Origin of the sequence: Novosphingobium umbonatum (genome assembly GCF_004005905.1) — a bacterium.
Classification (GTDB): domain Bacteria; phylum Pseudomonadota; class Alphaproteobacteria; order Sphingomonadales; family Sphingomonadaceae; genus Novosphingobium; species Novosphingobium umbonatum.
The window spans coordinates 77,234-102,518 of record NZ_SACO01000013.1; the positions used below are offsets into that span (position 1 = coordinate 77,234).

General features: G+C 57.8%; 34 protein-coding genes. All 34 read right to left on the reverse strand.

All coding sequences use genetic code 11. The annotated features are described in order from the left end of the window. Position 1: 1 nt before the first annotated feature. Positions 2-2,371, reverse strand: coding sequence for a TonB-dependent receptor (locus EOE18_RS15095; protein WP_127711029.1), 2,370 nt, complete (start codon positions 2,369-2,371; stop codon positions 2-4). Between the two features lie 94 nt (positions 2,372-2,465). Further along, complete coding sequence (locus tag EOE18_RS15100) at positions 2,466-3,338, reverse strand: DMT family transporter (protein ID WP_127711101.1); 873 nt, start codon at positions 3,336-3,338, stop codon at positions 2,466-2,468. A gap of 185 nt (positions 3,339-3,523) precedes the next feature. Further along, entirely contained in the window at positions 3,524-3,940 is a 417-nt protein-coding gene (gene rplQ / locus EOE18_RS15105) for a 50S ribosomal protein L17 (protein ID WP_127711031.1), read from the reverse strand. A gap of 135 nt (positions 3,941-4,075) precedes the next feature. Beyond that, entirely contained in the window at positions 4,076-5,137 is a 1,062-nt protein-coding gene (locus tag EOE18_RS15110; RefSeq protein WP_127711033.1) for a DNA-directed RNA polymerase subunit alpha, read from the reverse strand. A 116-nt stretch (positions 5,138-5,253) separates the two neighbouring features. Continuing rightward, a complete protein-coding gene (rpsK, locus tag EOE18_RS15115) occupies positions 5,254-5,643 on the reverse strand; it encodes a 30S ribosomal protein S11 (RefSeq protein ID WP_068091513.1) in 390 nt (129 codons plus the stop codon). A gap of 53 nt (positions 5,644-5,696) precedes the next feature. Then, complete coding sequence (rpsM, locus tag EOE18_RS15120; protein ID WP_127711035.1) at positions 5,697-6,065, reverse strand: 30S ribosomal protein S13; 369 nt, start codon at positions 6,063-6,065, stop codon at positions 5,697-5,699. A gap of 272 nt (positions 6,066-6,337) precedes the next feature. Further along, positions 6,338-6,985, reverse strand: a complete 648-nt coding sequence (locus tag EOE18_RS15125; protein WP_127711037.1) for an adenylate kinase — start codon at positions 6,983-6,985, stop codon at positions 6,338-6,340. A 46-nt stretch (positions 6,986-7,031) separates the two neighbouring features. Then, positions 7,032-8,402 carry a preprotein translocase subunit SecY gene (secY, locus tag EOE18_RS15130; protein WP_127711039.1) on the reverse strand — a complete coding sequence of 457 codons (1,371 nt, stop codon included), beginning with the start codon at positions 8,400-8,402 and terminating at the stop codon, positions 7,032-7,034. A 117-nt stretch (positions 8,403-8,519) separates the two neighbouring features. Beyond that, on the reverse strand, positions 8,520-8,999 hold the full coding sequence (gene rplO / locus EOE18_RS15135) for a 50S ribosomal protein L15 (RefSeq protein WP_127711041.1): 480 nt from the start codon (positions 8,997-8,999) through the stop codon (positions 8,520-8,522). Between the two features lie 167 nt (positions 9,000-9,166). Further along, positions 9,167-9,343, reverse strand: a complete 177-nt coding sequence (gene rpmD, locus EOE18_RS15140) for a 50S ribosomal protein L30 (RefSeq protein ID WP_127711043.1) — start codon at positions 9,341-9,343, stop codon at positions 9,167-9,169. A gap of 5 nt (positions 9,344-9,348) precedes the next feature. Continuing rightward, positions 9,349-10,050 (reverse strand): 30S ribosomal protein S5, encoded by a 702-nt coding sequence (gene rpsE, locus EOE18_RS15145; RefSeq protein WP_127711045.1) that lies wholly within the window; start codon positions 10,048-10,050, stop codon positions 9,349-9,351. Between the two features lie 2 nt (positions 10,051-10,052). Continuing rightward, positions 10,053-10,403 (reverse strand): 50S ribosomal protein L18, encoded by a 351-nt coding sequence (rplR, locus tag EOE18_RS15150; protein WP_127711047.1) that lies wholly within the window; start codon positions 10,401-10,403, stop codon positions 10,053-10,055. After that, the gene (gene rplF / locus EOE18_RS15155) at positions 10,403-10,936 is read right to left on the reverse strand and encodes a 50S ribosomal protein L6 (protein WP_127711049.1); all 534 of its coding nucleotides are present in this window, start codon (positions 10,934-10,936) and stop codon (positions 10,403-10,405) included. Before rplF ends, rplR begins: the two co-directional genes overlap by 1 nt. Further along, positions 10,936-11,331, reverse strand: a complete 396-nt coding sequence (gene rpsH, locus EOE18_RS15160; protein ID WP_127711051.1) for a 30S ribosomal protein S8 — start codon at positions 11,329-11,331, stop codon at positions 10,936-10,938. Before rpsH ends, rplF begins: the two co-directional genes overlap by 1 nt. A gap of 12 nt (positions 11,332-11,343) precedes the next feature. Then, complete coding sequence (rpsN, locus tag EOE18_RS15165; protein ID WP_127711053.1) at positions 11,344-11,649, reverse strand: 30S ribosomal protein S14; 306 nt, start codon at positions 11,647-11,649, stop codon at positions 11,344-11,346. A gap of 32 nt (positions 11,650-11,681) precedes the next feature. Then, entirely contained in the window at positions 11,682-12,260 is a 579-nt protein-coding gene (gene rplE / locus EOE18_RS15170; RefSeq protein WP_127711055.1) for a 50S ribosomal protein L5, read from the reverse strand. Next, on the reverse strand, positions 12,253-12,573 hold the full coding sequence (rplX, locus tag EOE18_RS15175; RefSeq protein ID WP_127711057.1) for a 50S ribosomal protein L24: 321 nt from the start codon (positions 12,571-12,573) through the stop codon (positions 12,253-12,255). The genes rplE and rplX overlap by 8 nt, the downstream gene beginning before the upstream one ends. Continuing rightward, on the reverse strand, positions 12,573-12,941 hold the full coding sequence (rplN, locus tag EOE18_RS15180) for a 50S ribosomal protein L14 (protein ID WP_127711059.1): 369 nt from the start codon (positions 12,939-12,941) through the stop codon (positions 12,573-12,575). The genes rplX and rplN overlap by 1 nt, the downstream gene beginning before the upstream one ends. Positions 12,942-13,082: 141 nt before the next feature. Continuing rightward, on the reverse strand, positions 13,083-13,352 hold the full coding sequence (gene rpsQ, locus EOE18_RS15185) for a 30S ribosomal protein S17 (protein WP_127711061.1): 270 nt from the start codon (positions 13,350-13,352) through the stop codon (positions 13,083-13,085). Positions 13,353-13,362: 10 nt separating this feature from the next. Next, positions 13,363-13,566 carry a 50S ribosomal protein L29 gene (gene rpmC, locus EOE18_RS15190; protein ID WP_164852776.1) on the reverse strand — a complete coding sequence of 68 codons (204 nt, stop codon included), beginning with the start codon at positions 13,564-13,566 and terminating at the stop codon, positions 13,363-13,365. After that, entirely contained in the window at positions 13,566-14,000 is a 435-nt protein-coding gene (gene rplP, locus EOE18_RS15195; protein ID WP_127711065.1) for a 50S ribosomal protein L16, read from the reverse strand. The genes rpmC and rplP overlap by 1 nt, the downstream gene beginning before the upstream one ends. A gap of 18 nt (positions 14,001-14,018) precedes the next feature. Further along, positions 14,019-14,714, reverse strand: a complete 696-nt coding sequence (gene rpsC, locus EOE18_RS15200; protein ID WP_127711067.1) for a 30S ribosomal protein S3 — start codon at positions 14,712-14,714, stop codon at positions 14,019-14,021. Between the two features lie 3 nt (positions 14,715-14,717). Then, entirely contained in the window at positions 14,718-15,095 is a 378-nt protein-coding gene (gene rplV / locus EOE18_RS15205; protein ID WP_127711069.1) for a 50S ribosomal protein L22, read from the reverse strand. Then, entirely contained in the window at positions 15,095-15,373 is a 279-nt protein-coding gene (gene rpsS / locus EOE18_RS15210) for a 30S ribosomal protein S19 (protein ID WP_127711071.1), read from the reverse strand. The genes rplV and rpsS overlap by 1 nt, the downstream gene beginning before the upstream one ends. Before the next feature lie 6 nt (positions 15,374-15,379). Beyond that, positions 15,380-16,216, reverse strand: coding sequence for a 50S ribosomal protein L2 (rplB, locus tag EOE18_RS15215; RefSeq protein WP_127711073.1), 837 nt, complete (start codon positions 16,214-16,216; stop codon positions 15,380-15,382). Positions 16,217-16,228: 12 nt separating this feature from the next. Further along, the gene (locus EOE18_RS15220; RefSeq protein ID WP_127711075.1) at positions 16,229-16,534 is read right to left on the reverse strand and encodes a 50S ribosomal protein L23; all 306 of its coding nucleotides are present in this window, start codon (positions 16,532-16,534) and stop codon (positions 16,229-16,231) included. After that, positions 16,527-17,150: a 50S ribosomal protein L4 gene (gene rplD, locus EOE18_RS15225; RefSeq protein ID WP_127711077.1), complete on the reverse strand. Its 624-nt coding sequence runs from the start codon at positions 17,148-17,150 to the stop codon at positions 16,527-16,529. Before rplD ends, EOE18_RS15220 begins: the two co-directional genes overlap by 8 nt. A 3-nt stretch (positions 17,151-17,153) precedes the next feature. Continuing rightward, positions 17,154-17,876, reverse strand: a complete 723-nt coding sequence (gene rplC, locus EOE18_RS15230) for a 50S ribosomal protein L3 (RefSeq protein WP_127711079.1) — start codon at positions 17,874-17,876, stop codon at positions 17,154-17,156. Positions 17,877-18,142: 266 nt separating this feature from the next. Then, complete coding sequence (rpsJ, locus tag EOE18_RS15235) at positions 18,143-18,454, reverse strand: 30S ribosomal protein S10 (protein WP_127711081.1); 312 nt, start codon at positions 18,452-18,454, stop codon at positions 18,143-18,145. A gap of 223 nt (positions 18,455-18,677) precedes the next feature. Continuing rightward, a complete protein-coding gene (gene tuf / locus EOE18_RS15240; RefSeq protein WP_127711083.1) occupies positions 18,678-19,868 on the reverse strand; it encodes an elongation factor Tu in 1,191 nt (396 codons plus the stop codon). Between the two features lie 138 nt (positions 19,869-20,006). Beyond that, positions 20,007-22,079 carry an elongation factor G gene (fusA, locus tag EOE18_RS15245; RefSeq protein ID WP_127711085.1) on the reverse strand — a complete coding sequence of 691 codons (2,073 nt, stop codon included), beginning with the start codon at positions 22,077-22,079 and terminating at the stop codon, positions 20,007-20,009. 106 nt (positions 22,080-22,185) lie between these two features. Continuing rightward, on the reverse strand, positions 22,186-22,656 hold the full coding sequence (rpsG, locus tag EOE18_RS15250) for a 30S ribosomal protein S7 (RefSeq protein WP_127711087.1): 471 nt from the start codon (positions 22,654-22,656) through the stop codon (positions 22,186-22,188). Positions 22,657-22,707: 51 nt separating this feature from the next. After that, positions 22,708-23,079, reverse strand: coding sequence for a 30S ribosomal protein S12 (rpsL, locus tag EOE18_RS15255; protein ID WP_127711089.1), 372 nt, complete (start codon positions 23,077-23,079; stop codon positions 22,708-22,710). A 723-nt stretch (positions 23,080-23,802) separates the two neighbouring features. Then, the gene (locus tag EOE18_RS15260; protein WP_127711091.1) at positions 23,803-25,020 is read right to left on the reverse strand and encodes an acyltransferase family protein; all 1,218 of its coding nucleotides are present in this window, start codon (positions 25,018-25,020) and stop codon (positions 23,803-23,805) included. Positions 25,021-25,285: the final 265 nt, after the last annotated feature.

Sequence of the window (25,285 nt, forward strand, 5' to 3'; positions counted from 1 at the left end):
ATCAGTACTTCAGGCTAAGCGTGGCGATCACCGTACGCCCTGCCGCCTGATGGGCATAGTGGCTGGTGAAGGCCGAGTCATAGTAGAGCTTGTTGGTCAGGTTCAGAGCATTGACCCGCAGCGAGGCATGGTCATTGATCTTATAGGCTGCATTGGCATCAAAGCGCCAATAGGACGGTGCATAGACCGCACGCACGGTGGCAGCCGTAGAGCCATAGCCATAGCCGCCATAGACCTTGCCCATATAAATCGCGCTGCCGCCCAGCGTGAACTTGGGCGTAACCTTGTAGGTGGTGTTCACCGTCAGACTATCGAGCGGGGTGTTGGCAACACGCTTGCCAGTGGTGACCGCCGGAACATAAACACCGCCGACCGAGGCATAACCGCCATTGAGCATGACCGAAGGCATATGGGTATAACCGCCCGACAGCGCCCATTTCTCGGTTACATTGCCGCTGATGCCCAGTTCAATACCGCGCACACGCTTGTCACCGATGAAGGCAACGCCACCATTGTCGCTGGTCACACGGGCATTTGTGGTCCTGGTCTGGAACACGGCCAGATTGACCGCCAGAGCGTCACCAAACAGGTTCCACTTGGTGCCAGCCTCATAGCTGGTGGTCTTTTGCACCTTCAGGCTGTTGGGATCGATAGTGGCAGATGCCACGGCATTATCTTCCAACCCCTGAGCCAGGAAAGTACCCGGCGCAATGGCCGAGGTCGAGGTGCTGACGTAAATGCTGCCATTGGCCGAAGGCTTGTAGACCAGACCGGCCTGATAGGTGAACAGATCATCCTTGCGGCGCTGCCACGTGCGGTTGGTGGTAAAGGGTGCGGCTACCGCAGCGCTGGCATGGGTGACAAAGCGATCATAACGACCGCCAAGGTTCACCATCCACTTGTTCGACAGGGTGATCGTGTCGAACACATAAGCCGACAACGTCGTCCAATCCGCCAAGGTGCGCGAATTGGCAGGTCCCTTTTCTACAACACCCGTCCAGACATCATAGGCATTGGGCGTACTGGCGCTGGTGCAAATAGCATTGCCGACGCTGGTGGCGCTGGCGCAGGCTACAGCCGACGCAATCGCCGTTCCGGCCACGCCATTGCTGAAATAATTGCCGATGGCCGAGTCCTGAGCATTATATTCCAGGCCCGCAGCCAGACTGTGCTTCAACCCGCCGGTGTTGAATTTGCCATACAGATCGATCTGGTCAACCAGACCATTTTGCGTGCTGTAACGGCTGTTGGCGCGACGCGAGACAGTGCCATAGAGGTAAAGATTACCCCGCGAGTCATCCGGCTGCGTCCAAAGGTAATCCTGCTCGGTGCTGCTGTAACGCAGCGTGTTGCGGATGGTCAGATCCTTGGAAATCTGATGCTCGAAACGCGCGGTGAAGGAATCGTTGTTGGTGGTGCGGAAATCGCGATTGACCAGACCATAGAATGTCCCGCGCGAACGCTGCACCGTGCTACCGCTAGCGGTCGTAAACGCTCCCGTGCCCAATGGCGCGACTTCGGTGTAGCCAGCAGGCAAAGACGAAGCGATGCGGGTATAGGGAATGCCCTGATCGGGCAATTCGCTGGACTGCATATGATACCAGTCGAGCGTCAGGCTGGTCGGACCATTCAGCCCGAACTTGATCGACGGCGCAATACCCCAGCGGCGCTGCCAGACATAGTCGCGGCCAGCCACGCCTTGATCGTGATACATGCCCGCCACGCGTACCCCGACAAAGTCATTGATCGGTTGGTTCACGTCGACGGTGAAGCGCTTGTAATCAGCGCTGCCATAGGCTGCGTCGCCCGCCACGAAGCGGCGCTTTTCCGGAGCCTTGCTGACCATATTGATCGAGCCACCAGCGTTGCCGGAACCATTGGTGACGCCATCGGAGCCCTTGGTAACTTCGATTGCTTCCAAAGCGAAAGTTTCACGACTGGATGCAGCAATGTCGCGCACGCCGTCGAGGTAGATGGAATTGGAACTGTCCGAGCCACGAATGAACGGACGGTCGCCCAGAGGATTGCCGCCCTCACCCGCGCCAAGCGTGATACCGGGCACGTTGCGCAAAGCTTCTGCCAGCGTCGTCGAATTGGTGTCATCCAGCAACTGACGCGACACCACTGTGATGCTGCGCGGCGTATCGACCAGATCAGCCGTCGCTTTGGGCGATGCCTGACGCTCGACCTTATAACTGCCTTCATCAACGGCTGTGTCGGAAACCGTAAAGCCGCCAAGATTGGCCTGCCCGGAGTCGGGCGTGGCGGGCGGCGTGGTTTGTGCGACAGCCGGTTGCGCCAGCAGCGAAAAACACCCCAATGCCAGAGAGCTAGCACCTTGACTGGCGATACGGGAGCGAAGCGTTTGCATGGGACCTCTTGTTGCGATTGAACCGCAATAGCCTATTCAACTGATGCGAATGAATTGCAATAGAGAAAATGAACAGGCCTGCAGAATTCTCCGCTCAAGCAAACCGGCGAGCGCCCGCCACACAACCCACCACCACAAATGCGACACCGACTGTCATCGCATCCACCCGCTCGCCCAATAGCCACGCAGCAAGCCCCAAACCCATAAATGGCTGCAACAATTGCAATTGGCCCACCCGCGCAATGCCTCCCAAAGCCAACCCACGATACCAGAACACAAACCCGATCAACATCGAGAACAAGGAAACATAGCCCAAGGCCAGCCAGCTTGAGAGACCGATACCGCTCCACGTCACCGGATGAGCATAGAAGGACAACGTAACCGAAAACGGCAAACTCAACACCAAAGCCCAGCAGATGACCTGAGCGCCGCCCAAACGTCGCGAAAGGGCGCCACCTTCGGCATAGCCAAGTCCACAGGCCAAAACGGCCGCCACCATCAGGCCATCACCGATCGATGAAGCCACTGCCCCCTTGAATAAGGCATAGGTGACAACCGCCCCTGCGCCCAAACCTGCGAAAATCCAGAAAGCAAAAGCGGGCCTTTCCCCGCCACGCAAAACACCGAAAATAGCCGTGGACAGCGGCAACAGCGCCCCAAACACCAAAGAACGGGTGGCCGTAATCGACTGCAGTGCCACAGCTGTTAACAGCGGAAAGCCCAGCACTACCCCCGAAGCGACCACGCAAAGGCGCCCCCATTCCCGCCCCTCTGGCAAAATCACATCACCCGTTCTGCGCCACACGGCTAGCAGCAGTAAAGCAGCCAGACCAGCAACAAGGGCGCGAACCGAGGTAAGTAGCAAAGGTGCGAAGCCCTCTAAGGCCATCCGAGTCGCCGGCAAGGACCCACTAAACACCGCGACGCCCAGTAAGCCGTTCAACAGCCCCTTATCCATCTTCCGCATCAACACCTCCATCCGAGGTGAATTATGCGGAGGACACTCAAAGCGACAAAGATACGGAATGCCGTTTATCCGGCGTGCTGTTCCGGCAAAAAAGCCAGCACAATTTGGCACGCAAGTCGGGCAAAGAAAAAGGCCGCAGCAGTTTCCCGCCGCGGCCCTTCCTTAAAGCCCAAAGGCTCTAGCGTTTATTCGTCGCCAGCTTCCACTTCGGCGACAGGACCGGAGTCCTGCCCCTTGGCGGCAACGTCGCGATCAACCAGTTCGATCACAGCCATCTGCGTGGCGTCCGAAGCGCGGACACCGGCGCGGATCACGCGCGAGTAGCCACCGTTACGGTCGCTGTAGCGAGCTGCCAGAACGTCGAACAGCTTCACCAGCTGTGCATCGTCCTGAAGACGGGCGTGCGCCAGACGACGGTTGGAAAGACCGCCACGCTTTGCCAGCGTGATCAGCTTTTCAACGTAGGGGCGCAGTTCCTTGGCCTTGGGCAGCGTGGTGATGATCTGCTCATGCTTGATCAGCGAAGCCGACATGTTACGCAGCATGGCTGCGCGGTGCTGGCTGGTGCGGTTCAGCTTACGCTGGCCGTATTTATGACGCATAATCTTTTCCTTCAGGTTCGTAGGGGGGCCGTATAGCGAGTTCAGCGAACTCTCTGGTACCCCGATCCAGGCAGCACTTGCGGTGGCCGCCCATAACCGCTTGGCGGGACCGGTTTCCCGATCCCGCCTGAAGCCTTAGCCCAGCAGCTCTTGTTCGAGCTTCTTGGCCATTTCCTCGATGTTTTCCGGCGGCCAACCAGGGATATCCATCCCCAGACGCAGACCCATCGAAGACAGCACTTCCTTGATTTCGTTCAGCGACTTGCGACCGAAATTGGGGGTGCGCAACATTTCTGCTTCGGTCTTCTGAACCAGATCGCCGATGTAGATGATGTTGTCGTTCTTGAGGCAGTTGGCCGAACGCACCGACAGCTCCAACTCGTCCACCTTCTTGAGCAGGTAGCGGTTGAGTTGATTGGTATCGCCTTCTTCCGGAGCAGCAGCAGCAACGCCGCCGATCATCGGAGCAACGCCAACCGGAGCAATATCTTCGAAGTGAACGAAGAGTGCCAGCTGGTCCTGCAGAATGCGCGCAGCATAAGCCACGGCATCCTCGGGCGTCACCGTACCATCGGTCTCAACCGTCAGGTTGAGCTTATCGTAGTCCAGTTCCTGACCGATACGTGCGTTATCGACCTTGTAGCTGACCTGACGCACCGGCGAATAAAGCGAGTCAACGGGGATAAGCCCGATCGGCGCATCAACCGGACGGTTGTGCACGGCAGGCACATAGCCCTTACCCGTGTCTGCCGTCAGTTCCATGTTCAAGGTCGCTCCATCGTCGAGATGACAGATCACCAGATCCTTGTTCATCACTTCGATGTCGCCAGTAACCGCAATATCGCCTGCACGCACTTCGCCCGGCCCGGTGGCCGACAACTGGAGACGCTTTGGGCCTTCACCCTGCATCTTCAGCGCGATCTGCTTCACGTTCAGGACGATATCCGTCACGTCTTCACGCACACCGGCCAGCGACGAGAACTCGTGCAACACGTTCTCGATCTTGATCGAGGTGATCGCGGCGCCCTGAAGCGACGAGAGCAGCACACGACGCAGGGCATTGCCCAGCGTGAGGCCGAAACCGCGTTCCAGCGGCTCGGCAACAAACGTTGCACGGCGCTTGGGGTCGTTCCCCGGCTTGACTTCGAGGCTGTTGGGCTTCTTCAGTTCCTGCCAGTTCTTGATGTTGACAGTCATGGACTTCCCCTGATTTCTCTACTGGCGTGAACGACCGCCAAACTGCTTGCGCGCAGCATAAGGCGGCCGATCTTTATGGCAACGCGGATGACACCATGCCACCCGCGTTCGCACCATCAGACGCGGCGACGCTTCGACGGACGCACACCGTTGTGCGGAATCGGCGTCACATCGCGGATCGAGGTGATCGTAAAACCAACAGCCTGCAGAGCACGGAGCGCGCTTTCGCGACCCGAACCAGGACCCTTGACTTCCACTTCCAGAGTGCGGACGCCATGTTCGGCGGCCTTCTTGCCAGCATCGTCAGCAGCCACCTGAGCGGCATACGGGGTCGACTTACGGCTACCCTTGAAGCCCATCATACCGGCCGAGGACCAGCTGATCGCATTGCCCTGAGCGTCGGTGATGGTCACCATCGTGTTGTTGAAGCTGGCATTCACATGCGCGATGCCGCTGGTAATATTCTTACGTTCCCGCTTGCGAAGGCGCTGGGGTTCACGTGCCATGGGATGTTATCCTCGTGTATCGGTGAGACAGAAAAAGGCTAGTAAACTAGCGCTTACTTCTTCTTGCCAGCGATGGGCTTAGCCTTACCCTTGCGGGTGCGAGCGTTCGTGTGCGTGCGCTGACCGCGAACGGGCAGACCCTTGCGGTGACGCAAGCCACGATAGCAAGCCAGATCCATCAGACGCTTGATGTTCATCGCGGTTTCACGACGCAGGTCACCTTCAACGGTGTGCTCGGCGTCGATGGTCTCACGGATATGCAGAACTTCCTGATCGGAAAGATCCTGAACGCGACGGCTGTGGTCGATGCCCAGCTTGTCAGCGATCTGCTTGGCCTTGAACGAACCAATGCCGTGAATATAGGTCAGCGCGATGATAACGCGCTTATTGGTGGGGATATTTACCCCGGCAATACGTGCCACTTTGTTCTCCATGCTCCACAGGGATCGCCCAATTCAACCGGAACGCGCCCCATCTCAACGCTCAAATCACACGCTGAAAACGCAAAGGCCAATAACGGCAAAAAGCCCGACCGATGCACACAGCAAGGTGACATCTGCCGGACCGACCCGTTTTCAAGGTGTGGAGGTGGCGCGTAAACCGATTCTTGACGGTTGTCAACGCCACCAACTAACGAAAATAACCAAAACTCAAACAGGCATGAAAGTAGCTGCCAGCAGCCCCTCTGCACCGCTTAGCCAGCGATGATCTTCTCGATCGCAGCCGTCACGTGATCCATCTCTGCCATGCCATTCACGCGCGCGACAATTCCCTGCCTTTCATAGAAAGGCAGAATGGGCGCGGTCTTCGCACGATATTCCACCATACGCGTACGCACCGTCTCTTCATTATCGTCAGGACGACGACGAAACTCGGTGCCACCGCATTTGTCGCAAACGCCCACAGCCTTGGGCTGCTCAAACGTATCGTGGTAACCCTTGCCACAAGACGCACAAGTGAACCGACCCGTGATCCGCTCGACCAACGCATCTTCATCCACTGCCAGCTCGATCACATGCTCAAGCTTGCGACCACGCTCGGCCAGAATGGCGGTCAAAGCCTCGGCCTGAGCCTCCGTGCGGGGATAACCATCAAAGATGGCGCCCGCCTCGGGACCCATGGCATCCAGCTCTTCCCCGATCAGCGCCGACACGATGGCGTCAGATACCAATTCGCCGCGATCCATCACCGCTTTGGCCTGAATACCAACCGGCGTCCCCGCTTTTACAGCGGCACGCAGCATATCACCGGTAGAAAGCTGACGGAACCCATGACGCTCCACCAAACGTTGCGCCTGGGTACCCTTACCCGCACCCGGCGGACCTAGCAGAATGATATTCACGGGTTCCCTTCCCCCTCTTTTTATCAAAACACCGCGCGCCTTCCTCTCAGCGCATACGACCTTTCAGCTTCGCCTTCTTCTTCATCAGATCGCCATATTGGTGCGCCAACATGTGCGACTGAATCTGGGTGATAGTATCAACGGTGACGTTCACCACGATCAGAAGGCTAGTCCCGCCGGCAACCACCAGCTTCAGGCCGGTTTGCTCCATAAAGAATTCGGGCACAACACAGACTATAGTAATATATGCAGCGCCGATCACGGTGATGCGGGTCAGCACATAATCCAGATAGGTCGCGGTATTCTTGCCAGGACGGATGCCGGGAACGAAGCCACCGTTGCGCTTGAGGTTGTCGGCCGTTTCTTCCGGATTGAACACCACTGCCGTGTAGAAGAAGCAGAAGAACACAATGCCCAAGGCATAGAGAGCCATATACAAAGGCTTACCATGGCCCAGATATTGGTTCAGCGTCACAATGACCTTGCCCAGAACGGAATCAGGCGAAACCGATTTGCCCGCAAATTGCGTGATCGTCAGAGGCAGCAGCAACAGCGAGCTGGCGAAAATGGGTGGAATCACGCCGGCAGTGTTGATCTTCAAGGGCAGGTGGCTGCTATCCGCGTGCATCATACCGTTCTGGGTCGCGCGCTTGGGATACTGGATCAGCACACGGCGCGAAGCACGCTCCATGAAGGCGATAAACAGGATCATCCCGACAACCAGCGCGACCATGGCAAAAATCGTCAAGCCATTGACCGAGCCGGAACGGCCACCTTCAAACAGCTGGACAAAGAACTGCGGCATTTGCGCCACGATACCCGCCATGATGATCAAAGACGTACCATTACCGATACCGCGACTGGTGATCTGCTCACCCAACCACAGCAAAAACATCGTCCCGCCAATCAGCGAGATCACGGCGCAAACGCGGAACAAGGGCCCCGGAATAACCACAGCCTGCAAGCCCGACGATGTGCCGTAAGCTTCCAAGCCGCTGGCAATCGCCCAACCCTGAATGGCGGTCAGCAAAACCGCGCCATAACGCGTCCACTGGTTCAGCTTCTTGCGACCGCTCTCGCCTTCCTTTTTCAAAGAAGCCAGCGCGGGATGAAGCGAAGCGGCCAACTGCACCACAATCGACGCAGTGATGTAGGGCATGACGCCGAGCGCGATGAGGCTCATGCGCTCAAGGCTGCCGCCCGAAAAAGTGTTGAAAATGTCCAGAATGCCGCCCTGAGTCTTGGCATACAACTGCTCAAGCACCAGCGGGTTAACGCCGGGGAGCGGAACGAAGCTCAGGAAACGGAAAACGATCAGCGCGCCAACCGTGAACCAGATACGGCTCTTCAGATCGGTCGCCTTGGAAAAGTTGGCGAGGCTGAGGGTGCTTGCGATATTATCGGCGCGCGATGCCATGGGACTGCTCAAATCCTGCCCTGTGCCGCTAGGAAGCGGCGAAGCTACACAAAAGGTAGCTTAGGAATAATGTGCGCGGGCAAGGATACAACCCCTGCCCGCGCACTTTAACGGTACTTATTCAGCGTCAGCCTTGGCAGCAGGCACTTCCACCGAACCACCAGCAGCTTCCACAGCAGCCTTGGCACCGGCCGAAACACCAGCAACCTTGAAGTTGGCCTTCACGGTGAACTGCCCCTTGGCGAGCAGACGCACGCCATCCTTGCCACCACGAGCAAGACCAGCGGCCTTCAGCGCGTTGTGGTCGATGACGGCATTGGCGTCGAGCTTGCCATTTTCGATCGACTTCTGGACAGCGCCCAGATTGACGATTGCATAGTCCTTACCGAAGGGATTGTTGAAGCCACGCTTCGGCAGACGCATATGCAGCGGCATCTGACCGCCTTCAAAGCCGTTGATCGACACGCCCGAACGCGCCTTGGCACCCTTCTGGCCACGGCCAGCGGTCTTGCCCTTGCCCGAGCCGATACCACGGCCAACGCGCATACGACCCTTGCGGGCGCCATAATTGTCGAAAAGTTCGTTCAGCTTAACCATAGTTTGCACTCGCTTTCGCTTTGTTCGCGCTAAAAGGAAGGGGCGCCCTTAGGCCAGAAGCCGGCCAATGTCACCCCTTTTTGATGGTGGAAACATAATCCACCAAAGGAAAAGGGCAGACCTAGCAATAGGCCTGCCCAAATCCATATACCTCAATGGCTAGGTGATCAGTCGATCACGGCAACCATGTGGGGCAGCTTGGCGATGGCGCCGCGGTTTTCGGGAGTGTCTTGCACTTCCACAACGCGGTGCATCTTACCCAGGCCAAGACCGATCAGGATCTTCTTCTGGGCAGCAGGGCGACGAATCGGCGAACCGATCTGCTTGATCTTGATGGTAGCCATCGCGCTTACTCCGTAATCGCGGCGGCAGCGGCTTCAAGCTGCGCCTCAGTGTGGTGATGACCATCACGGTTCAGCAGGTCGGTGACCTTCTTGCCGCGACGCTGCGCCACCGACTTCGGGCTCGACTGGTTGGTCAGAGCGTCGAAAGTGGCGCGGATCATGTTGTAGGGGTTCGAAGTGCCGACCGACTTGGTCACCACGTCATGAACGCCCAGGCTTTCGAACACGGCGCGCATCGGACCACCGGCGATGATGCCGGTACCAGCAGGAGCCGTACGCACGCTGACGTTGCCAGCGCCGAAGTGGCCCTTGCCGTCATGATGCAGGGTACGACCGTCCTTCAGAGGAACGCGAACCATCTTCTTCTTGGCAGCAGCGGTTGCCTTGGTGATGGCTTCAGGCACTTCGCGAGCCTTGCCATGACCAAAGCCGACGCGGCCCTTGCCATCGCCGACGACGACCAGAGCAGCAAAGCCGAAGCGCTTACCGCCCTTAACCGTCTTGGAAACGCGGTTGATGTGAACGAGCTTTTCGATCAGCTCTTCACCCTGTTCCTCTTCGGGTTTGCCACGACGATCATCGCGACGGCCGCGACCACGGCCTTCGCCATCACGGCCACGACCACGTCCACGACGACCTTCACGCTCGTTGCCCTCGGGGGCAGCTTCGAAGCCAGCGGGGGCTTCCAGGTTGGTTTCGTCAGCCATTGTCAGAACTCCAGCCCGCCCTCACGGGCGGCATCGGCCAGCGCCTTGACGCGACCATGGAACAGAAAACCGCCGCGATCGAACACGACAGTGGTGACGCCAGCAGCCTTGGCGGCTTCGGCCAGTTCCTTGCCAACCACAGCAGCGGCATCGACGTTGGCGCCGATATCCTTGCTGCCCTTCTTCAGCGACGAGGCCGAAGCAAGGGTACGACCAGCAGCATCGTCGATGATCTGGGCATAGATGTGGCGACCCGAACGATGGACCGACAGGCGGGGACGACCGCCAGCGCGAGCCTTCAGCGCGGTACGAACGCGCCGACGACGGCGCTCGAACAGAGACAGCTTGGCCATTACTTCTTCTTCCCTTCCTTGCGGAAGATGAACTCGCCAGCGTACTTGATACCCTTGCCCTTATAGGGTTCGGGCTTACGCCAACGACGGATCTCGGCCGCAACCTGACCCACCTTCTGCTTGTCAACACCGGAAATCAGGACCGTGGTGTTATCCGGGGTCTTGATTTCAATGCCTTCGGGAACGTCGAAGTTGACGTCGTGGCTGTAACCCAGCTGCAGCTTCAGGATCTTGCCCTGAGCGGTGGCGCGGTAACCCACACCAGTGATCTGCAGGGTCTTGGTGTAACCTTCAGTCACACCCGTCACCAGGTTCGAAACCAGCGTACGCTGCATGCCCCAGAAGGCGCGAGCGCGGCGGGTGTCGTTAGCCGGCTTCACCGAGATCAGACCGTCGGTCAGATCATAGGTGATGTCATCAACGAGGCTCAGCGTGAGCGTGCCCTTCGGGCCCTTCACGGTCAGCACGCCATCGGCGATATTCGCCGAGACGCCTGCCGGAATGGCAACAGGCTTCTTGCCAATGCGGCTCATTAGAACACCTCCGCCAGCACTTCGCCACCGACGTTGGCAGTGCGAGCTTCCGCATCGGAAAGCACGCCGCGCGGCGTCGAGACGATGGTGATGCCAAGACCGTTGCGCACAACGGGGAGCTCCTTGCTACCCGAATAGACGCGACGACCAGGCTTGGAGACGCGAGCAAGATGCTTGATCGCCGGCTCGCCTTCAAAATACTTCAGCTCGATGCGCAGCTGGGGGTGAGCCCCGGTTGCGTCTTCGCTGAAGCCACGGATGTAACCTTCACGCTGCAGCACTTCGAGCACGCGAGCGCGCAGCTTCGAAGAAGGCGAAAGGACGGTGTCCTTCTTCGCCTGCTGGCCGTTACGGATACGGGTGAGCATATCACCCAGAGGATCGGTCAATGCCATCGCTTCGGGTCCTTACCAGCTCGACTTGGTGACGCCGGGGATCATGCCCTTATTGGCAAGATCACGCAGCTCAACACGGCACAGGCCGAACTTGCGATAGTAGCCGCGCGGGCGGCCGGTCGTTGCACAGCGGTTGCGCACGCGGGTGGGATTACCGTTACGGGGAATCTCGGCCAGCTTCAGACGTGCAATCAGACGCTCGGTTTCATCAACCGATTCATCATCAGCGATCGCCTTCAACGCAGCATACTTTGCAGCATACTTCTTGACGAGGGCCTTACGGCGCTCGTTCTTGTTGATCGAACTCAGTTTCGCCATGGACTTAAGCTCTCTTTCTCAATCTTGCTCGCTCACGCCGCCTGCTTGGCTTCGGTGGTGGCAGTGAACGGGAAACCGAAGAGACGCAGCAATTCGCGTGCTTCTTCATCGGTCTTGGCGGTGGTGGTGACGATGATGTCCATACCACGCACCTTGTCGATCTGATCGTAGCTGATTTCCGGGAAGATGATCTGCTCCTTCAGACCCATGGCATAGTTGCCACGGCCGTCGAAGCTCTTCGGGTTCAGACCACGGAAGTCGCGAATGCGGGGCATTGCGATCGTGATCAGACGATCCAGGAATTCATACATACGTTCGCGACGCAGCGTGACCTTGCAACCGATCGCCATGCCTTCGCGCAGCTTGAACTGGGCAACGGACTTCTTGGCACGGGTCACAACCGGCTTCTGACCGGCGATCAGCTCCATTTCGGCGGCGGCAGTCTGGACCTTCTTACGGTCCTGCGTGCCTTCGCCAACGCCCATGTTGATCGTGATCTTCTCGATCTTGGGCAGTTCCATCGCGTTCTTGTAACCAAACTTTTCCGTCATCGCCTTCACGATTTCGGCGTCATACTTGGTCTTCAGACGCGGAACATACTTATCAGCCATCGATCGCCTCCCCGGACTTCACGGCCACGCGGACCTTCTTGCCGTCCTTGATCTCGAAACGAACGCGCGTAGCGGCGCCCGTCTTGGGATCGGCCAGACCGACCTTGCTGATAGCCATCGGCGCTTCACGGCGCTCGATACCACCCTGCGGGTTCGCCTGGGTCGGCTTGCGGTGACGGGCAGCGACGTTTACGCCGGCGACCACAACCTTGCCTTCCTTGGGAAGAACCGACAGCACCTCACCGGTGCGGCCCTTGTCCTTGCCCGAACGAACGACGACATTATCGCCCTTCTTGATCTTAGCAGCGGACATTAGAGGACCTCCGGAGCCAGCGAGATGATCTTCATGTAGCCCTTGGCGCGCAGTTCGCGAACCACGGGACCAAAGATACGCGTACCGATGGGTTCGGCGTTCTTGTTGATCAGCACAGCAGCGTTGCCGTCAAAGCGGATGACCGAACCGTCTGCACGACGGACATCCTTACGGGTACGCACGATCACCGCACGGTGAACGTCGCCCTTTTTGACCTTTGCACGCGGCTGAGCTTCCTTGATCGACACCACGATGATGTCGCCCACGCCGGCAGTCCGGCGCTTAGAGCCGCCCAGCACCTTGATGCACTGGACGCGCTTGGCGCCGCTGTTGTCAGCGACGTCAAGCTGAGATTGCATCTGGATCATTGATCCGGTTCCTTACGTTAGGCTTGCCGAAACCAGTCCGGCAGTTCCAAAAATACGGAGCCTGATCACTCAGACTCCGCACAATGCGGTGCGGCGCCCTAACTCGATTCGAGTTAGAGCGCCAGCATTATTTTAGCAGTCTCAAACGTCCGCTTCGACAGCGACGCCCTTGCCTGCCTGAACCCGCTCGATCACCTTCCAGCTCTTCAGCTTCGAGATGGGGGCGGTTTCTTCAATGCGGACAACCTCACCGGGCTTGTACGCATTGTTTTCGTCATGAGCGTGGTACTTCTTCGAACGACGGATGATCTTCCCATAAAGGGGGTGCTTCACCTTACGTTCGACCTTCACGACCACGGTCTTGTCGGTCTTGTCGGAAACCACAGTCCCGATCAGAATACGCTTGGGCATGGTTTCCTCCTTACGCCTTCGCGGCAACAGAACGCTCGGTCTGGAGCGTTTTGATGCGAGCGATATCGCGGCGCACTTCCTTGATACGCGCAGGGCGTTCAAGCTGGTTCGTAGCCGCCTGGAAGCGGAGGTTGAAGGCCTCGCGCTTCAGTTCGGCCAGATCGGCAACCAGCTGGTCATCGCTCTTGGTACGCAGATCAGCGATCTTGCTCATTATTCACCCCCCAGATGCGAGGTATCGCCCAGACGGGCAACAACCTTGGTCTTCACGGGCAGCTTCATCGCAGCGCGCGAGAAAGCTTCGGCGGCCAGCGGACCGGGAACGCCGTCCAGTTCGAACAGGATGCGGCCCGGCTTAACGCGAGCAGCCCAATATTCGATCGAACCCTTGCCCTTACCCTGACGGACTTCGGCAGGCTTCTTCGAAACCGGAAGATCGGGGAACACGCGGATCCAGAGACGCCCCTGACGACGCAGGTGACGCTGAATGGCGCGACGAGCAGCTTCGATCTGACGCGCGGTAACGCGTTCGGGCTCAAGAGCCTTCAGACCGTAGGCACCGAAGTTGAGATCGGTGCCACCCTTGGAGTTGCCGTGCAGACGTCCCTTGAACGCCTTACGGAACTTGGTTTTTTTCGGTTGCAGCATGATTTTCCTACCTCAACCTCAACGTGCGGGACGCACGCCGGAGGTCTGAGCCTCCATCATGAGACGGTCCTGCGCCATCGGGTCGTGACCAAGGATTTCGCCCTTGAAGATCCAGACCTTGATACCGATGATGCCATAGGCGGTCAGTGCCGTGGCTTCAGCGTAATCGATGTTGGCGCGCAGGGTGTGCAGCGGAACGCGGCCTTCGCGGTACCATTCGATACGCGCGATTTCAGCGCCGCCCAGACGGCCCGAGCAGGTGATCTTGATGCCTTCGGCACCAAGACGCAGAGCGGACTGCACCGAACGCTTCATCGCACGGCGGAAAGCCACACGACGGATCAGCTGGTCGGCGATGCCCTGAGCCACAAGCTTGGAGTCAACTTCCGGCTTGCGGATTTCGACAATGTTCAGCTTCACGTCGCTGCTGGTCATCTTGGCCAGTTGCAAACGCAGCTTTTCAATGTCGGCGCCCTTCTTGCCGATGATCACGCCCGGACGGGCAGCGAAGATCGAGATGCGGCACACCTTGGCAGGACGCTCGATCACCACCTTCGAAATCGCAGCCTGGGGCAGCGACTTCATGATGAACTTGCGCAGCTTCAGGTCTTCCTCAAGCAGCTTGCCGTAATTGCGACCTTCCGCATACCAGCGGCTGTCCCAAGTGCGGTTGATCTGCAGACGCAGACCGATCGGGTTGGACTTATGACCCATGGATCAAGCCTCCTGAACTTCGCGCACCACAATGCGCAGACGGCTGAAAGGCTTCAGAATGCGGGTCGACTTACCACGACCGCGCGTGTGAAAGCGCTTCATGGTGATCGACTTGCCGACCGAAGCTTCAACCACCACCAGCGAGTCAACGTCGAGGTTGTGGTTGTTTTCCGCGTTGGCGATGGCCGAAGCCAGCACCTTGCGAGCTTCAACAGCCATGGCCTTCTTCGAGAAGGTCAGGATGTTGAGAGCATCTTCAGCCTTCTGGTTGCGGATCAACGCAGCCACGAGGTTGAGCTTCTGTGCCGAGCCACGGATTTGCGTACCGACCGACAGAGCTTCGTTGTCGCCAACGCGACGGGGAGCCTTAGGCTTGCTCATTAGCGCTTGCCCTTCTTGTCAGCGGCGTGGCCGGGGAACGTGCGCGTGGGCGCAAATTCACCGAGCTTGTGGCCGACCATGTCTTCGTTAACAGACACGGGGATGAACTTGTGCCCGTTGTAGACGTTGAACGTCAGACCAACGAACTGCGGCAGGATCGTCGAACGGCGCGACCAGGTCTTCACCGGGCCGGCACGAGTTCCAGCATCCTGCGCGGCTTCCGCCTTCTTGAGCAGGTGCAGGTCGACGAAAGGACCTTTCCATACGGAACGAGCCATTGTCGATTACCTCTTCTTCTTGGCGTGGCGCGAACGGATGATCATGTTGTCCGTACGCTTGTTGTGACGCGTGCGAGCACCCTTAGTAGGCTTGCCCCAAGGCGTAACCGGATGACGGCCACCGCTGGTGCGGCCTTCACCACCACCGTGCGGGTGGTCGACCGGGTTCTTGGCAACACCGCGCGTCAGAGGGCGACGGCCCAGCCAACGGTTGCGGCCAGCCTTGGCCAGGTTCTGGTTAGCATTGTCGGGGTTCGACACGGCGCCAACGGTGCCCATGCAGTCACCACGCAGATAGCGCTGTTCGCCAGAGTTGAGGCGCACGATCACCATGCCGCGGTCACGACCAACGACCTGCACATAGGTGCCGGCCGAACGCGCGATCTGACCGCCCTTGCCCGGCTTCATTTCCACGTTGTGGATGATGGTGCCGACGGGCATTTGCGACAGAAGCATAGCATTGCCGGGCTTCACGTCGGTCTTTTCGCCGGCGACAATGGTGTCACCAATGGCCAGACGCTGGGGAGCCAGCACGTAGGTCTGCTCGCCGTCTTCATACTTCACCAGAGCGATGAAGGCGGTACGGTTGGGGTCATATTCCAGACGTTCCACCGTGGCGGGCATATCCCACTTACGACGCTTGAAGTCGATGAAGCGGTACTTCTGCTTGTGACCACCCGCGATACCGCGGCTGGTTACGTGACCCTTGTTGTTACGGCCACCGGTCTTGCTCTTACCTTCGGTAAGCGCCTTGACCGGCTTCCCCTTCCACAGGGACGACTTGTCGACCAAGACGAGGCCACGACGGGCCGGGCTGGTCGGGTTGTAGCTCTTGAGTGCCATGTTCTACCGCCCTCAGATCCCGGAGGTCACGTCGATCGACTGGCCAGCAGCCAGGGTCACAACGGCCTTCTTGACATCGCTACGGCGATAGGGCTTGCCCTTCCACCGCTTGGTCTTGCCCTTCTGGGTCAAGGTGTTGACGCTAACGACCTTGACGTCGAACAGCGCTTCAACAGCAGCCTTGATCTCGGGCTTGGTTGCCTTTTCCGCCACCTTGAACACCACGGCGTTATGCTCGGAGAGCAAGGTCGCCTTTTCGGTGATGTGCGGTGCCACGATCACGTCGTAGTGACGCGTGTCGATGCTGTCCTTAGCCATTGAAACGGGCCTCCAGCTTCTCGACAGCGGCGCGGGTCAGCACCAGCGTGTCATGCTTCAGGATGTCGTAAACGTTGGCGCCCACAGCGGGGAGCACGTTCACGCCGACGAGGTTGTTGGCAGCGCGTGCGAAGGCTTCGTTCACCTGCTCGCCGTCGATCACCAGCACCTTGCCGACCAGACCGGCCTTGGCAAAGGTAGCGGCCAGCGCCTTGGTCTTGGCTTCAGCCAGTTCCAGGCTATCGACAACCACGAGGTTGTTGACCTTCGAGGACAGAGCCAGCTTCAGGCCGAGCGCACGGATCTTCTTGTTCAGCGAAATGTTGAATTCGCGAACGCGGGGACCATGAGCCTTACCACCACCGATGAAGATGGGAGCCTTGCGATCGCCGTGACGAGCGGTACCGCCACCCTTTTGATTGCCGAACTTCTTGCCGGTGCGGGCAACGTCCGAACGCTCGCGAGCGCCGCGGGCGGTGCCGCGACGGTTTTCGAGCTGCCAGGTGACAACGCGATGAAGGATGTCGGCGCGCGGCTCGAGGCCGAACACTGCATCGTTGAGTTCGATTTCGCCATTGGCGAGCGAACCGTCGAGATTCTTGATCTGGACCTTCATGGCTTAGCCCTCCTGACCAGTTGCTTCGGGAGCGGCAGCCTCAGCAGCCACAGCCGACTTCACAGCGGCGGGATAGGGAGCGTCGGCATGGCGAGCAACCTTGACGGCATCGCGAACCAGCAGCCAGCCATTCTTCGCGCCGGGAACCGAGCCCTTCACGAAAACCAGACCGCGCTCATCGTCGGTGCGAACAACTTCAAGGTTCTGCTGGGTGCGCTGACGATCACCCATGTGACCAGCCATCTTCTTGTTCTTGAAGACGCGGCCCGGGTCCTGACGGTTACCCGTCGAACCATGCGCACGGTGAGAGATCGACACACCGTGGGTAGCGCGCATACCGCCGAAGCCCCAACGCTTCATGGCGCCAGCAAAGCCCTTACCCTGAGTGTGACCCGTGATGTCAACCAGCTGGCCCGACACAAAGTGCGAGGCGGCGATGGTCGAACCAACTTCCAGCACGGCGTCATCGGCCACGCGGAATTCGGCAACTTCCATCTTCAGCGGAACTTCAGCCTTGGCGAAGTGTTCGCGCTGCGGCTTGGCGACATTCTTTTGCTTCGCTTCGCCCGCACCCAGCTGAAGAGCGACGTAACCGTCACGCTCTTCGGTACGAACCGAAACGACTTGGCAGTTTTCCAGAGAAAGAACGGTCACGGGAACGTGACGTCCATCCTCCTGAAAAAGGCGAGTCATCCCCACCTTTTTAGCGATCACGCCAGTGCGCATGATCTTGCACTCCTTACAGAGGCCTGCGGGGCCCATCCCCAACAGGCGTGTTCAACCCAATTATGCGAAACGAGCCCCGTCCGGGCTGAATGCTGCCAAGGCGATGCCCGGACAACGAGACGGGGGACGCTACCCGATTACTGGCTTTTTCAAGCAGCAGAACCGGAGGTATCCCTAAATCCGCGGAAGAAACCTCCCGCAGGCGCCAAGGGCGGCGCCGGCCGAATCAACGACCAAGAGAGGGGCCCTTAGCAGCCCCTTCCCCATTATGCCAGCTTGATTTCAACATTAACGCCAGCAGCAAGGTCGAGCTTCATCAGAGCGTCGACGGTGGCCGCGTTGGGCTGCACGATATCCAGGAGGCGCTTGTAGGTGCGCACTTCAAACTGTTCGCGCGACTTCTTATCGATATGAGGACCGCGGTTAACGCAGAACTTTTCGATTTGGGTCGGCAGCGGAATGGGGCCACGAATCAGAGCGCCCGTGCGGCGTGCGGTGTCGGCGATCTCGCCAGTGGCCTGATCCAGCACGCGGTGATCGAATGCCTTCAGGCGAATGCGGATATTTTGAGCTTCCATGTCCTGCTACCGATGAGAAAGAGCCAAGGGGCTTTCACCCCAACCAACAGGGCCGAAGCCCCGACAAATTCGAGTGCCGCCCTTAGCCCGCATGAGGCCTTAGTGCAAGCTTCGATTTCAACAAAATCAGCCCAACCCGAATGGGGCGAAAACTTACAGCAAAAAGCCCGACCTCCATGAAGGAGGCCGGGCCCTTTACTTGGGTGTTACCCGATGACGAAGCTTACTTCGTGATCTTGGCAACCACGCCCGAACCGACGGTACGGCCGCCTTCGCGAATTGCGAAGCGGAGACCTTCGTCCATGGCGATCGGAGCGATCAGCTCGACCTGCAGCTTCACGTTGTCGCCAGGCATAACCATTTCGGTGCCTTCGGGCAGCGTGACCGAGCCGGTGACGTCGGTGGTGCGGAAGTAGAACTGGGGACGATAGTTGGCGAAGAACGGCGTGTGACGGCCACCTTCATCCTTCGACAGCACGTAAACTTCCGATTCGAAGTTGGTGTGCGGGGTGCAGGTGCCGGGCTTGGCCAGAACCTGACCACGCTCAACGTCTTCACGCTTGATGCCGCGGCACAGAGCGCCGATGTTGTCGCCAGCTTCACCCTGGTCGAGCAGCTTGCGGAACATTTCCACGCCGGTCACGGTGGTCTTGGCGGTTGCCTTCAGACCGATGATTTCGACTTCTTCACCAACCTTGATGATGCCGGTTTCGACGCGGCCGGTCACCACGGTACCACGACCCGAGATCGAGAACACGTCTTCCACGGGCATCAGGAAGGGCTTGTCGGTCGGACGGGGGGGCTGCGGAATGTACGAGTCAACAGCAGCCATCAGCTCCTGGATCGAGTTCTTGCCGATGGCGTCGTCGCGGCCTTCCAGAGCGGCCAGAGCCGAACCCTTGACGATAGGAATATCGTCGCCGGGGAAGTCGTAGGACGACAGCAGTTCACGAACTTCCAGTTCGACCAGCTCGAGGATTTCGGCGTCGTCGACCTGGTCAACCTTGTTCATGTACACGACCAGAGCGGGCACGCCCACCTGGCGAGCCAGCAGGATGTGTTCGCGGGTCTGCGGCATCGGGCCGTCAGCAGCGTTCACCACCAGGATAGCGCCGTCCATCTGGGCAGCACCGGTGATCATGTTCTTCACATAGTCAGCGTGACCCGGGCAGTCCACGTGAGCATAGTGACGGTTTTCGGTCTCGTATTCCACGTGGGCGGTCGAGATCGTGATGCCGCGTTCGCGCTCTTCAGGAGCCTTGTCGATGTTGGCATAGTCGGTGAAAGTCGCGCCACCGGTTTCAGCCAGCACCTTGGTGATGGCAGCGGTCAGCGTGGTCTTGCCGTGGTCAACGTGACCGATGGTGCCGATGTTGCAGTGCGGCTTGGTCCGCTCAAACTTAGCCTTAGCCATGTTTCAAACCTTCTTTTGGTAATGTTTGATTTCTGTTCGAGACGGCACCTGCCAGACTCGCCTGAAAATCAGGCGCCGCCCCTAGCCTGATCCGAGAGATCAGGCAAGCATATCCTTCAACCCTTCCCCAAAAAGGGGTTAGGCCATTTTCGCCTTCAACTCGGTGGCCACGTTTGCGGGCACTTCGTCATAGTGCGAGAAGATCATCGTGTACTGTGCACGACCCTGCGTGAACGAGCGAAGCTGGTTCACATAGCCGAACATGTTTGCCAGAGGAACCATGGCTTCGACAACCTGGGCATTGCCGCGGCTGTCGGTGCCCTGGATCTGGCCACGACGGGAGTTGATGTCACCGATGACGTCACCCATGAATTCTTCAGGGGTAACCACCTCGACCTTCATGATCGGCTCCAGCACCTTGATGCCGGCCTTCTGAGCCACTTCACGCATAGCGCCGCGAGCACAGATTTCGAAGGCCAGCGCCGAGGAGTCGACGTCATGGTAGGCACCGTCATACAGCGTGATTTCGAAGTCGATGATCGGGAAGCCGATCAGCGAGCCCGTAGCAGCCGTTTCACGGAAGCCCTTTTCAATCGCGGGGATATATTCCTTCGGAATGTTACCGCCCTTGATTTCATCCTTGAAGATGATGCCCGAACCGCGCTCGCCAGGAGCAACCTTGACCTTCACGCGACCGAACTGACCGGTACCACCCGACTGCTTCTTGTGAGTGTGGTCCAGATCAACCGGCTTGGCCAGATATTCGCGGTAAGCCACCTGAGGAGCGCCGACGTTGGCTTCAACCTTGAACTCGCGACGCATACGGTCAACGATGATGTCGAGGTGAAGTTCGCCCATGCCCTTGATGATGGTCTGACCCGATTCATGGTCGGTCGACACGCGGAACGAGGGATCTTCAGCCGACAGACGATTGAGCGCGATGCCCATCTTTTCCTGGTCAGCCTTGGTCTTGGGTTCCACCGACAGTTCGATCACCGGCTCGGGGAATTCCATGCGTTCCAGCACGATGGGCTGACGTTCGGCGCACAGCGTGTCACCGGTGGTCGTTTCCTTCATACCGGCCAGAGCAATGATGTCGCCCGCGAAGGCTTCTTCAATGTCCTTACGCTCGTTCGCATGCATTTCCAGCATACGACCGACCTTTTCCTTCTTGCCCTTCACCGAGTTCAGGTAGCTGCCCTTGGTCAGCGTGCCCGAATAGATGCGGATGAAGGTGAGCGAGCCAACGAAGGGATCGTTCATGACCTTGAAGGCCAGAGCCGAGAACGGAGCGTCGTCCGCAGGCGGACGGCTGTCCTTCTCGTCGCTGTCAACCTTCACGCCCTGCACGTCAGGAATATCCAGCGGCGAAGGCAGGTAATCGACCACAGCGTCGAGCAGGGGCTGCACGCCCTTGTTCTTGAACGCCGAGCCGCAGCAAACGGGAACGAACGACTGGTTCAGCGTACCCTTGCGGATCAGCTTCTTCAGCGTGTCCACGTCGGGCTCAACGCCCTCCAGATAGGCTTCCATCGCCTCATCGTCCTGCTCAACGGCAAGCTCGATCAGCTTGGAGCGGTATTCAGCCGCTTCGTCAGCCAGTTCAGCCGGGATTTCTTCATAGAAGAATTCGGCGCCCAGCGATTCATCCTTCCAGATGATCGCACGGTTGTGCACCAGATCGACCAGACCCTTCAGGTCGGCTTCCAGACCGATCGGGGTGTACAGAACGGCAGGCTTTGCCCCCAGACGATCGATGATCGACTGCACGCAATACTTGAAGTTCGCACCGGTACGGTCCAGCTTGTTGATGAAGCACATGCGCGGAACGCCGTACTTATCTGCCTGACGCCAAACGGTTTCCGACTGGGGTTCCACGCCGGCCACGCCGTCGAAACACGCCACGGCACCGTCCAGCACGCGCAGCGAACGTTCCACCTCGATGGTGAAGTCCACGTGCCCGGGGGTGTCGATGATGTTGATGCGGTGGTCGTTCCAGAAGCAGGTCGTGGCAGCCGACGTAATCGTGATGCCGCGTTCCTGTTCCTGCTCCATCCAGTCCATCGTCGCAGCGCCGTCATGCACTTCGCCGATCTTGTAGGACTTGCCGGTGTAGTAAAGGATACGCTCGGTGGTCGTGGTCTTGCCGGCGTCAATATGCGCCATAATACCGATATTGCGGTATTTCTCAAGCGGATGGCTGCGGGCCATATGAGCTTCCTTGGGTTCGGGTTATATCCGTGACGGATATCCCCCTTAGGTTCATTTTTGTGTCAACCGTGTGACGGAGCTGCCGCAGCAGCGCCGCCACAAGACATTACCAGCGGTAGTGGCTGAACGCGCGGTTGGCGTCGGCCATACGGTGGGTGTCTTCACGCTTCTTCACAGCGTTGCCGCGGTTGTTGGCCGCATCCAGCAGCTCACCCGACAGACGGGCAGCCATGGTGGTTTCGCTGCGGTTGCGCGCAGCGCCGATCAGCCAACGGATGGCCAGAGCCTGGGCACGCTCGGGACGCACTTCCACAGGCACCTGATAGGTCGCACCACCAACGCGGCGCGAACGCACTTCGATGGCAGGCTTCACATTGTTCAGGGCGTCGTGGAACAGCTGCACAGGGTCAGCCTTCGCACGCACCTGCATGACGTCCAGAGCGCCATACACGATCGATTCTGCAACGGACTTCTTGCCGTCCAGCATCAGGTTGTTCATGAACTTCGACAGCACCTGATCCCCAAACTTGGGATCGGGCAGGATTTCCCGCTTCTCGGGACGACGACGACGCGACATCGCTTATTCCTTTAATTCTTCAAAAGACCAACAAGTTAGAGCGAGTAGCCCTTACTTGGGACGCTTCGCGCCGTACTTCGAACGGCTCTTCTTGCGGTTCTTCACGCCCTGGGTATCCAGAACGCCGCGCAGCACGTGGTAACGCACGCCGGGAAGGTCGCGCACACGACCGCCGCGGATCAGAGCAACCGAGTGCTCCTGCAGGTTGTGGCCTTCACCCGGAATGTACGAAATCACTTCGCGGCCGTTGGTCAGACGGATCTTGGCCACCTTGCGAAGTGCCGAGTTCGGCTTCTTCGGCGTGGTGGTGTAAACGCGGGTGCAAACGCCGCGCTTCTGGGGGTTCTGCTCAAGAGCGGGAACCTTGCTCTTGGCCTTCTGCGGGTCGCGCCCGTGGCGGATCAGCTGGTTGATTGTAGGCATGAAACTTCTTCACCTTGTTTGCGTGACGGCCATTCACCGCCACATGAGCGCCCTTCGGACTTGTCGGAAAAACCAACAGACCATCCGGTGCGAAAAAGCCAAGCCAGCCCGAAAGCCAAGCCCAGCCATCTGGCGCCATCAAAACAAAATGAAACGAATACCCGCGCAGGAGCGAATCATCGGCGCCACGCGCCACCAATCCTCAAGCACGAGCCGAAACGCTCCACCCCGCCCCAACGGCACCGGGTTACTTTGACGGTTTACACCGGATTCCAAGCGATTACCGCCCAAACCCAGCACGCGCCGGCAATGTTCAGCTCTTCAAATGCAAAAGGCCAGACCAGCTAGCCCCCGCACGAATGCCCCGCCCCTTAGGCCCATTGCTGGAGAAGGTCAAGGATGGCGGGGGTTGTGTGTGCTGGGCGGGATTTGTTGATGGAACTGGCGCGCCAGCGGCGCGGTTTTGGCTGTGCGCCTCCGGCGGCGGGAAGATTCAAGATGCCTCCGGCGGGCAAAGGGCGGGGGCCCTTTGCAATCCAGTCATTTGCCGGCGGGATACTTCACCAAACAATGGCGCGGATAAACATCCCGCATCTAACTCCGGCAGAACGTCCAACAGCACAAACCGCCACCAAGCCCCACTTCGCCACTTCGCCACTTCGCCACTTCGCCACTTCGCCACTTCGCCACTTCGCCACTTCGCCACTTCGCCACTTCGCCACTTTAGAACCAGGCCTGACCGCCTGCCAGCCTCCGCCGAAATTTAATTCCGGAAACACTTGCGGCTTTTAATGCAAAATCAACCACACCAGAAAGCAATGCACAAAATCTCGCCGTATGCCTTTCAGTAACCCAGTAAAATGCATAAGCAAAAACCACGCAAACGCAAACGCAAATCAAAAAAATCCCGATCGACAACTGATTAACAACCAAAAACGGCAAAGAACGTCCTGACAATATTCTATGCAACTTACAGATAAATTCAACAACTGGCGTATGAGTGCAATAAAGAGAAAACGAAAATTCAGCAAACCGCCTAGTCGGCAAAATTGCTGGAGGTCTCACCAAATTAACAGAAAAAGCCATCCTATTCATCAAGTTGGCAAATGAAAATCCCAAAAATGCGTCATAATAAAAATTATGACCAAAGAATTCATTTCTTGAATCCCCATTTACTTTTAGGCGCCACAAAACAACTGCCACAACAAAAATCACCAAGGCTATCTTCTCACCTCCCAAAATTTTGGGAAACTTGCAGACTCCTGCCGCCACCCCGAACACCCATACAAAAAAGTACAGCAGGAAGTTAGCCCCATCCTTCTGATAAAAGGAAACAATTAAAGCCAAGACTAATATGAAAAATGGCATAATGATTTTTTTAAAACCACACAACGCAAACGCCATCATCAATATCGGCCATGCAATATAATACCAAAATTCATTAAATAGAGACCAAAGAGCACCGTTGTTGCCATAAGGATCGCAAGCAACCAACTGAAGAAAAGCAACATTGCACGAAAAACTAAATAAATCTAAAGCACTATCAATTTCAGCCCTATCAATAATCCCCAAACTTTCCGTTATCCGCGGAAGCAAACGGGTCAGCAACAAACTCGGTATCAGGACAATCCAAAGCCTCGCCAATCTAGCAACGACAAAATCCCTCCAAGAAAAATTGCCCGCTTGGATTTTTTTAAAAGCACTACCGCCCACCAAAAAACCGCTCAGAACAAAAAATATCATGACGGCACCAACGCCAAATGACGACGGCATATACATAATATACATCAAGGCATTCACTGCCGCTGGATCAAGATCCCGGAAATGAACCACAACTCTATGACTTACATGGGAAAGAAGCACTAAAAAGGCACAAAAGCACCTAAAAAAATCTAGCCACGACGACATACTTTCAGATATTTTTACATAACGAAGCGACATCACCCAGCCGATGCTTTCATACTAAACAAGGCGGACATCATACAGCCTAAAGCAACGCGAATCTAGACAAATAAGACAATCACTTAGGCTTTGTCTGATATCGGAATGCAGTGCTCCAATTGCCCCCATAGAAAATCGCTAGGCAGCGTGGACAAATTTGAGCCAGTATCGGGCGGTGGCGAGATAGACCATCCCGAGGAAGCTGCTGGCCAGTTGGTCATAGCGGGTGGCGATAGCGCGGTTGATTTTGAGATGCCCGAACATG

Excerpts from the sequence above, each read along its gene's own strand:
- rpmC (WP_164852776.1), bottom strand. The coding sequence starts at position 13,566 with ATGAGCAAGATCGCTGATCTGCGTACCAAGAGCGATGACCAGCTGGTT.
- rplF (WP_127711049.1), bottom strand. The coding sequence starts at position 10,936 with ATGAGCCGCATTGGCAAGAAGCCTGTTGCCATTCCGGCAGGCGTCTCG.
- rplO (WP_127711041.1), bottom strand. The coding sequence starts at position 8,999 with ATGGTTAAGCTGAACGAACTTTTCGACAATTATGGCGCCCGCAAGGGT.
- EOE18_RS15100 (WP_127711101.1), bottom strand. The coding sequence starts at position 3,338 with ATGCGGAAGATGGATAAGGGGCTGTTGAACGGCTTACTGGGCGTCGCG.
- secY (WP_127711039.1), bottom strand. The coding sequence starts at position 8,402 with ATGGCATCGCGCGCCGATAATATCGCAAGCACCCTCAGCCTCGCCAAC.
- rplV (WP_127711069.1), bottom strand. The coding sequence starts at position 15,095 with ATGAGCAAGCCTAAGGCTCCCCGTCGCGTTGGCGACAACGAAGCTCTG.
- rpsG (WP_127711087.1), bottom strand. The coding sequence starts at position 22,656 with ATGTCGCGTCGTCGTCGTCCCGAGAAGCGGGAAATCCTGCCCGATCCC.
- rpmD (WP_127711043.1), bottom strand. The coding sequence starts at position 9,343 with ATGGCTACCATCAAGATCAAGCAGATCGGTTCGCCGATTCGTCGCCCT.
- rplR (WP_127711047.1), bottom strand. The coding sequence starts at position 10,403 with ATGGCCAAGCTGTCTCTGTTCGAGCGCCGTCGTCGGCGCGTTCGTACC.
- rplC (WP_127711079.1), bottom strand. The coding sequence starts at position 17,876 with ATGCGCACTGGCGTGATCGCTAAAAAGGTGGGGATGACTCGCCTTTTT.
- rpsL (WP_127711089.1), bottom strand. The coding sequence starts at position 23,079 with ATGCCTACAATCAACCAGCTGATCCGCCACGGGCGCGACCCGCAGAAG.
- rplN (WP_127711059.1), bottom strand. The coding sequence starts at position 12,941 with ATGATCCAGATGCAATCTCAGCTTGACGTCGCTGACAACAGCGGCGCC.
- EOE18_RS15110 (WP_127711033.1), bottom strand. The coding sequence starts at position 5,137 with ATGACTGTCAACATCAAGAACTGGCAGGAACTGAAGAAGCCCAACAGC.
- rplB (WP_127711073.1), bottom strand. The coding sequence starts at position 16,216 with ATGGCACTCAAGAGCTACAACCCGACCAGCCCGGCCCGTCGTGGCCTC.
- rpsN (WP_127711053.1), bottom strand. The coding sequence starts at position 11,649 with ATGGCGAAACTGAGTTCGATCAACAAGAACGAGCGCCGTAAGGCCCTC.
- rplQ (WP_127711031.1), bottom strand. The coding sequence starts at position 3,940 with ATGCGTCATAAATACGGCCAGCGTAAGCTGAACCGCACCAGCCAGCAC.
- rpsE (WP_127711045.1), bottom strand. The coding sequence starts at position 10,050 with ATGGCTGACGAAACCAACCTGGAAGCCCCCGCTGGCTTCGAAGCTGCC.
- rpsJ (WP_127711081.1), bottom strand. The coding sequence starts at position 18,454 with ATGGAAGCTCAAAATATCCGCATTCGCCTGAAGGCATTCGATCACCGC.
- rpsQ (WP_127711061.1), bottom strand. The coding sequence starts at position 13,352 with ATGCCCAAGCGTATTCTGATCGGGACTGTGGTTTCCGACAAGACCGAC.
- rpsK (WP_068091513.1), bottom strand. The coding sequence starts at position 5,643 with ATGGCACGTGAACCCCAGCGCCTTCGCAAGCGGGAACGTAAGAATATT.
- EOE18_RS15220 (WP_127711075.1), bottom strand. The coding sequence starts at position 16,534 with ATGGCTAAGGACAGCATCGACACGCGTCACTACGACGTGATCGTGGCA.
- rplD (WP_127711077.1), bottom strand. The coding sequence starts at position 17,150 with ATGAAGGTCCAGATCAAGAATCTCGACGGTTCGCTCGCCAATGGCGAA.
- rplP (WP_127711065.1), bottom strand. The coding sequence starts at position 14,000 with ATGCTGCAACCGAAAAAAACCAAGTTCCGTAAGGCGTTCAAGGGACGT.
- rplE (WP_127711055.1), bottom strand. The coding sequence starts at position 12,260 with ATGGCTGATAAGTATGTTCCGCGTCTGAAGACCAAGTATGACGCCGAA.
- fusA (WP_127711085.1), bottom strand. The coding sequence starts at position 22,079 with ATGGCCCGCAGCCATCCGCTTGAGAAATACCGCAATATCGGTATTATG.
- tuf (WP_127711083.1), bottom strand. The coding sequence starts at position 19,868 with ATGGCTAAGGCTAAGTTTGAGCGGACCAAGCCGCACTGCAACATCGGC.
- rplX (WP_127711057.1), bottom strand. The coding sequence starts at position 12,573 with ATGTCCGCTGCTAAGATCAAGAAGGGCGATAATGTCGTCGTTCGTTCG.
- EOE18_RS15095 (WP_127711029.1), bottom strand. The coding sequence starts at position 2,371 with ATGCAAACGCTTCGCTCCCGTATCGCCAGTCAAGGTGCTAGCTCTCTG.
- EOE18_RS15260 (WP_127711091.1), bottom strand. The coding sequence starts at position 25,020 with ATGTCGCTTCGTTATGTAAAAATATCTGAAAGTATGTCGTCGTGGCTA.
- rpsC (WP_127711067.1), bottom strand. The coding sequence starts at position 14,714 with ATGGGTCATAAGTCCAACCCGATCGGTCTGCGTCTGCAGATCAACCGC.
- rpsS (WP_127711071.1), bottom strand. The coding sequence starts at position 15,373 with ATGGCTCGTTCCGTATGGAAAGGTCCTTTCGTCGACCTGCACCTGCTC.
- rpsH (WP_127711051.1), bottom strand. The coding sequence starts at position 11,331 with ATGGCATTGACCGATCCTCTGGGTGATATGCTCACCCGTATCCGTAAC.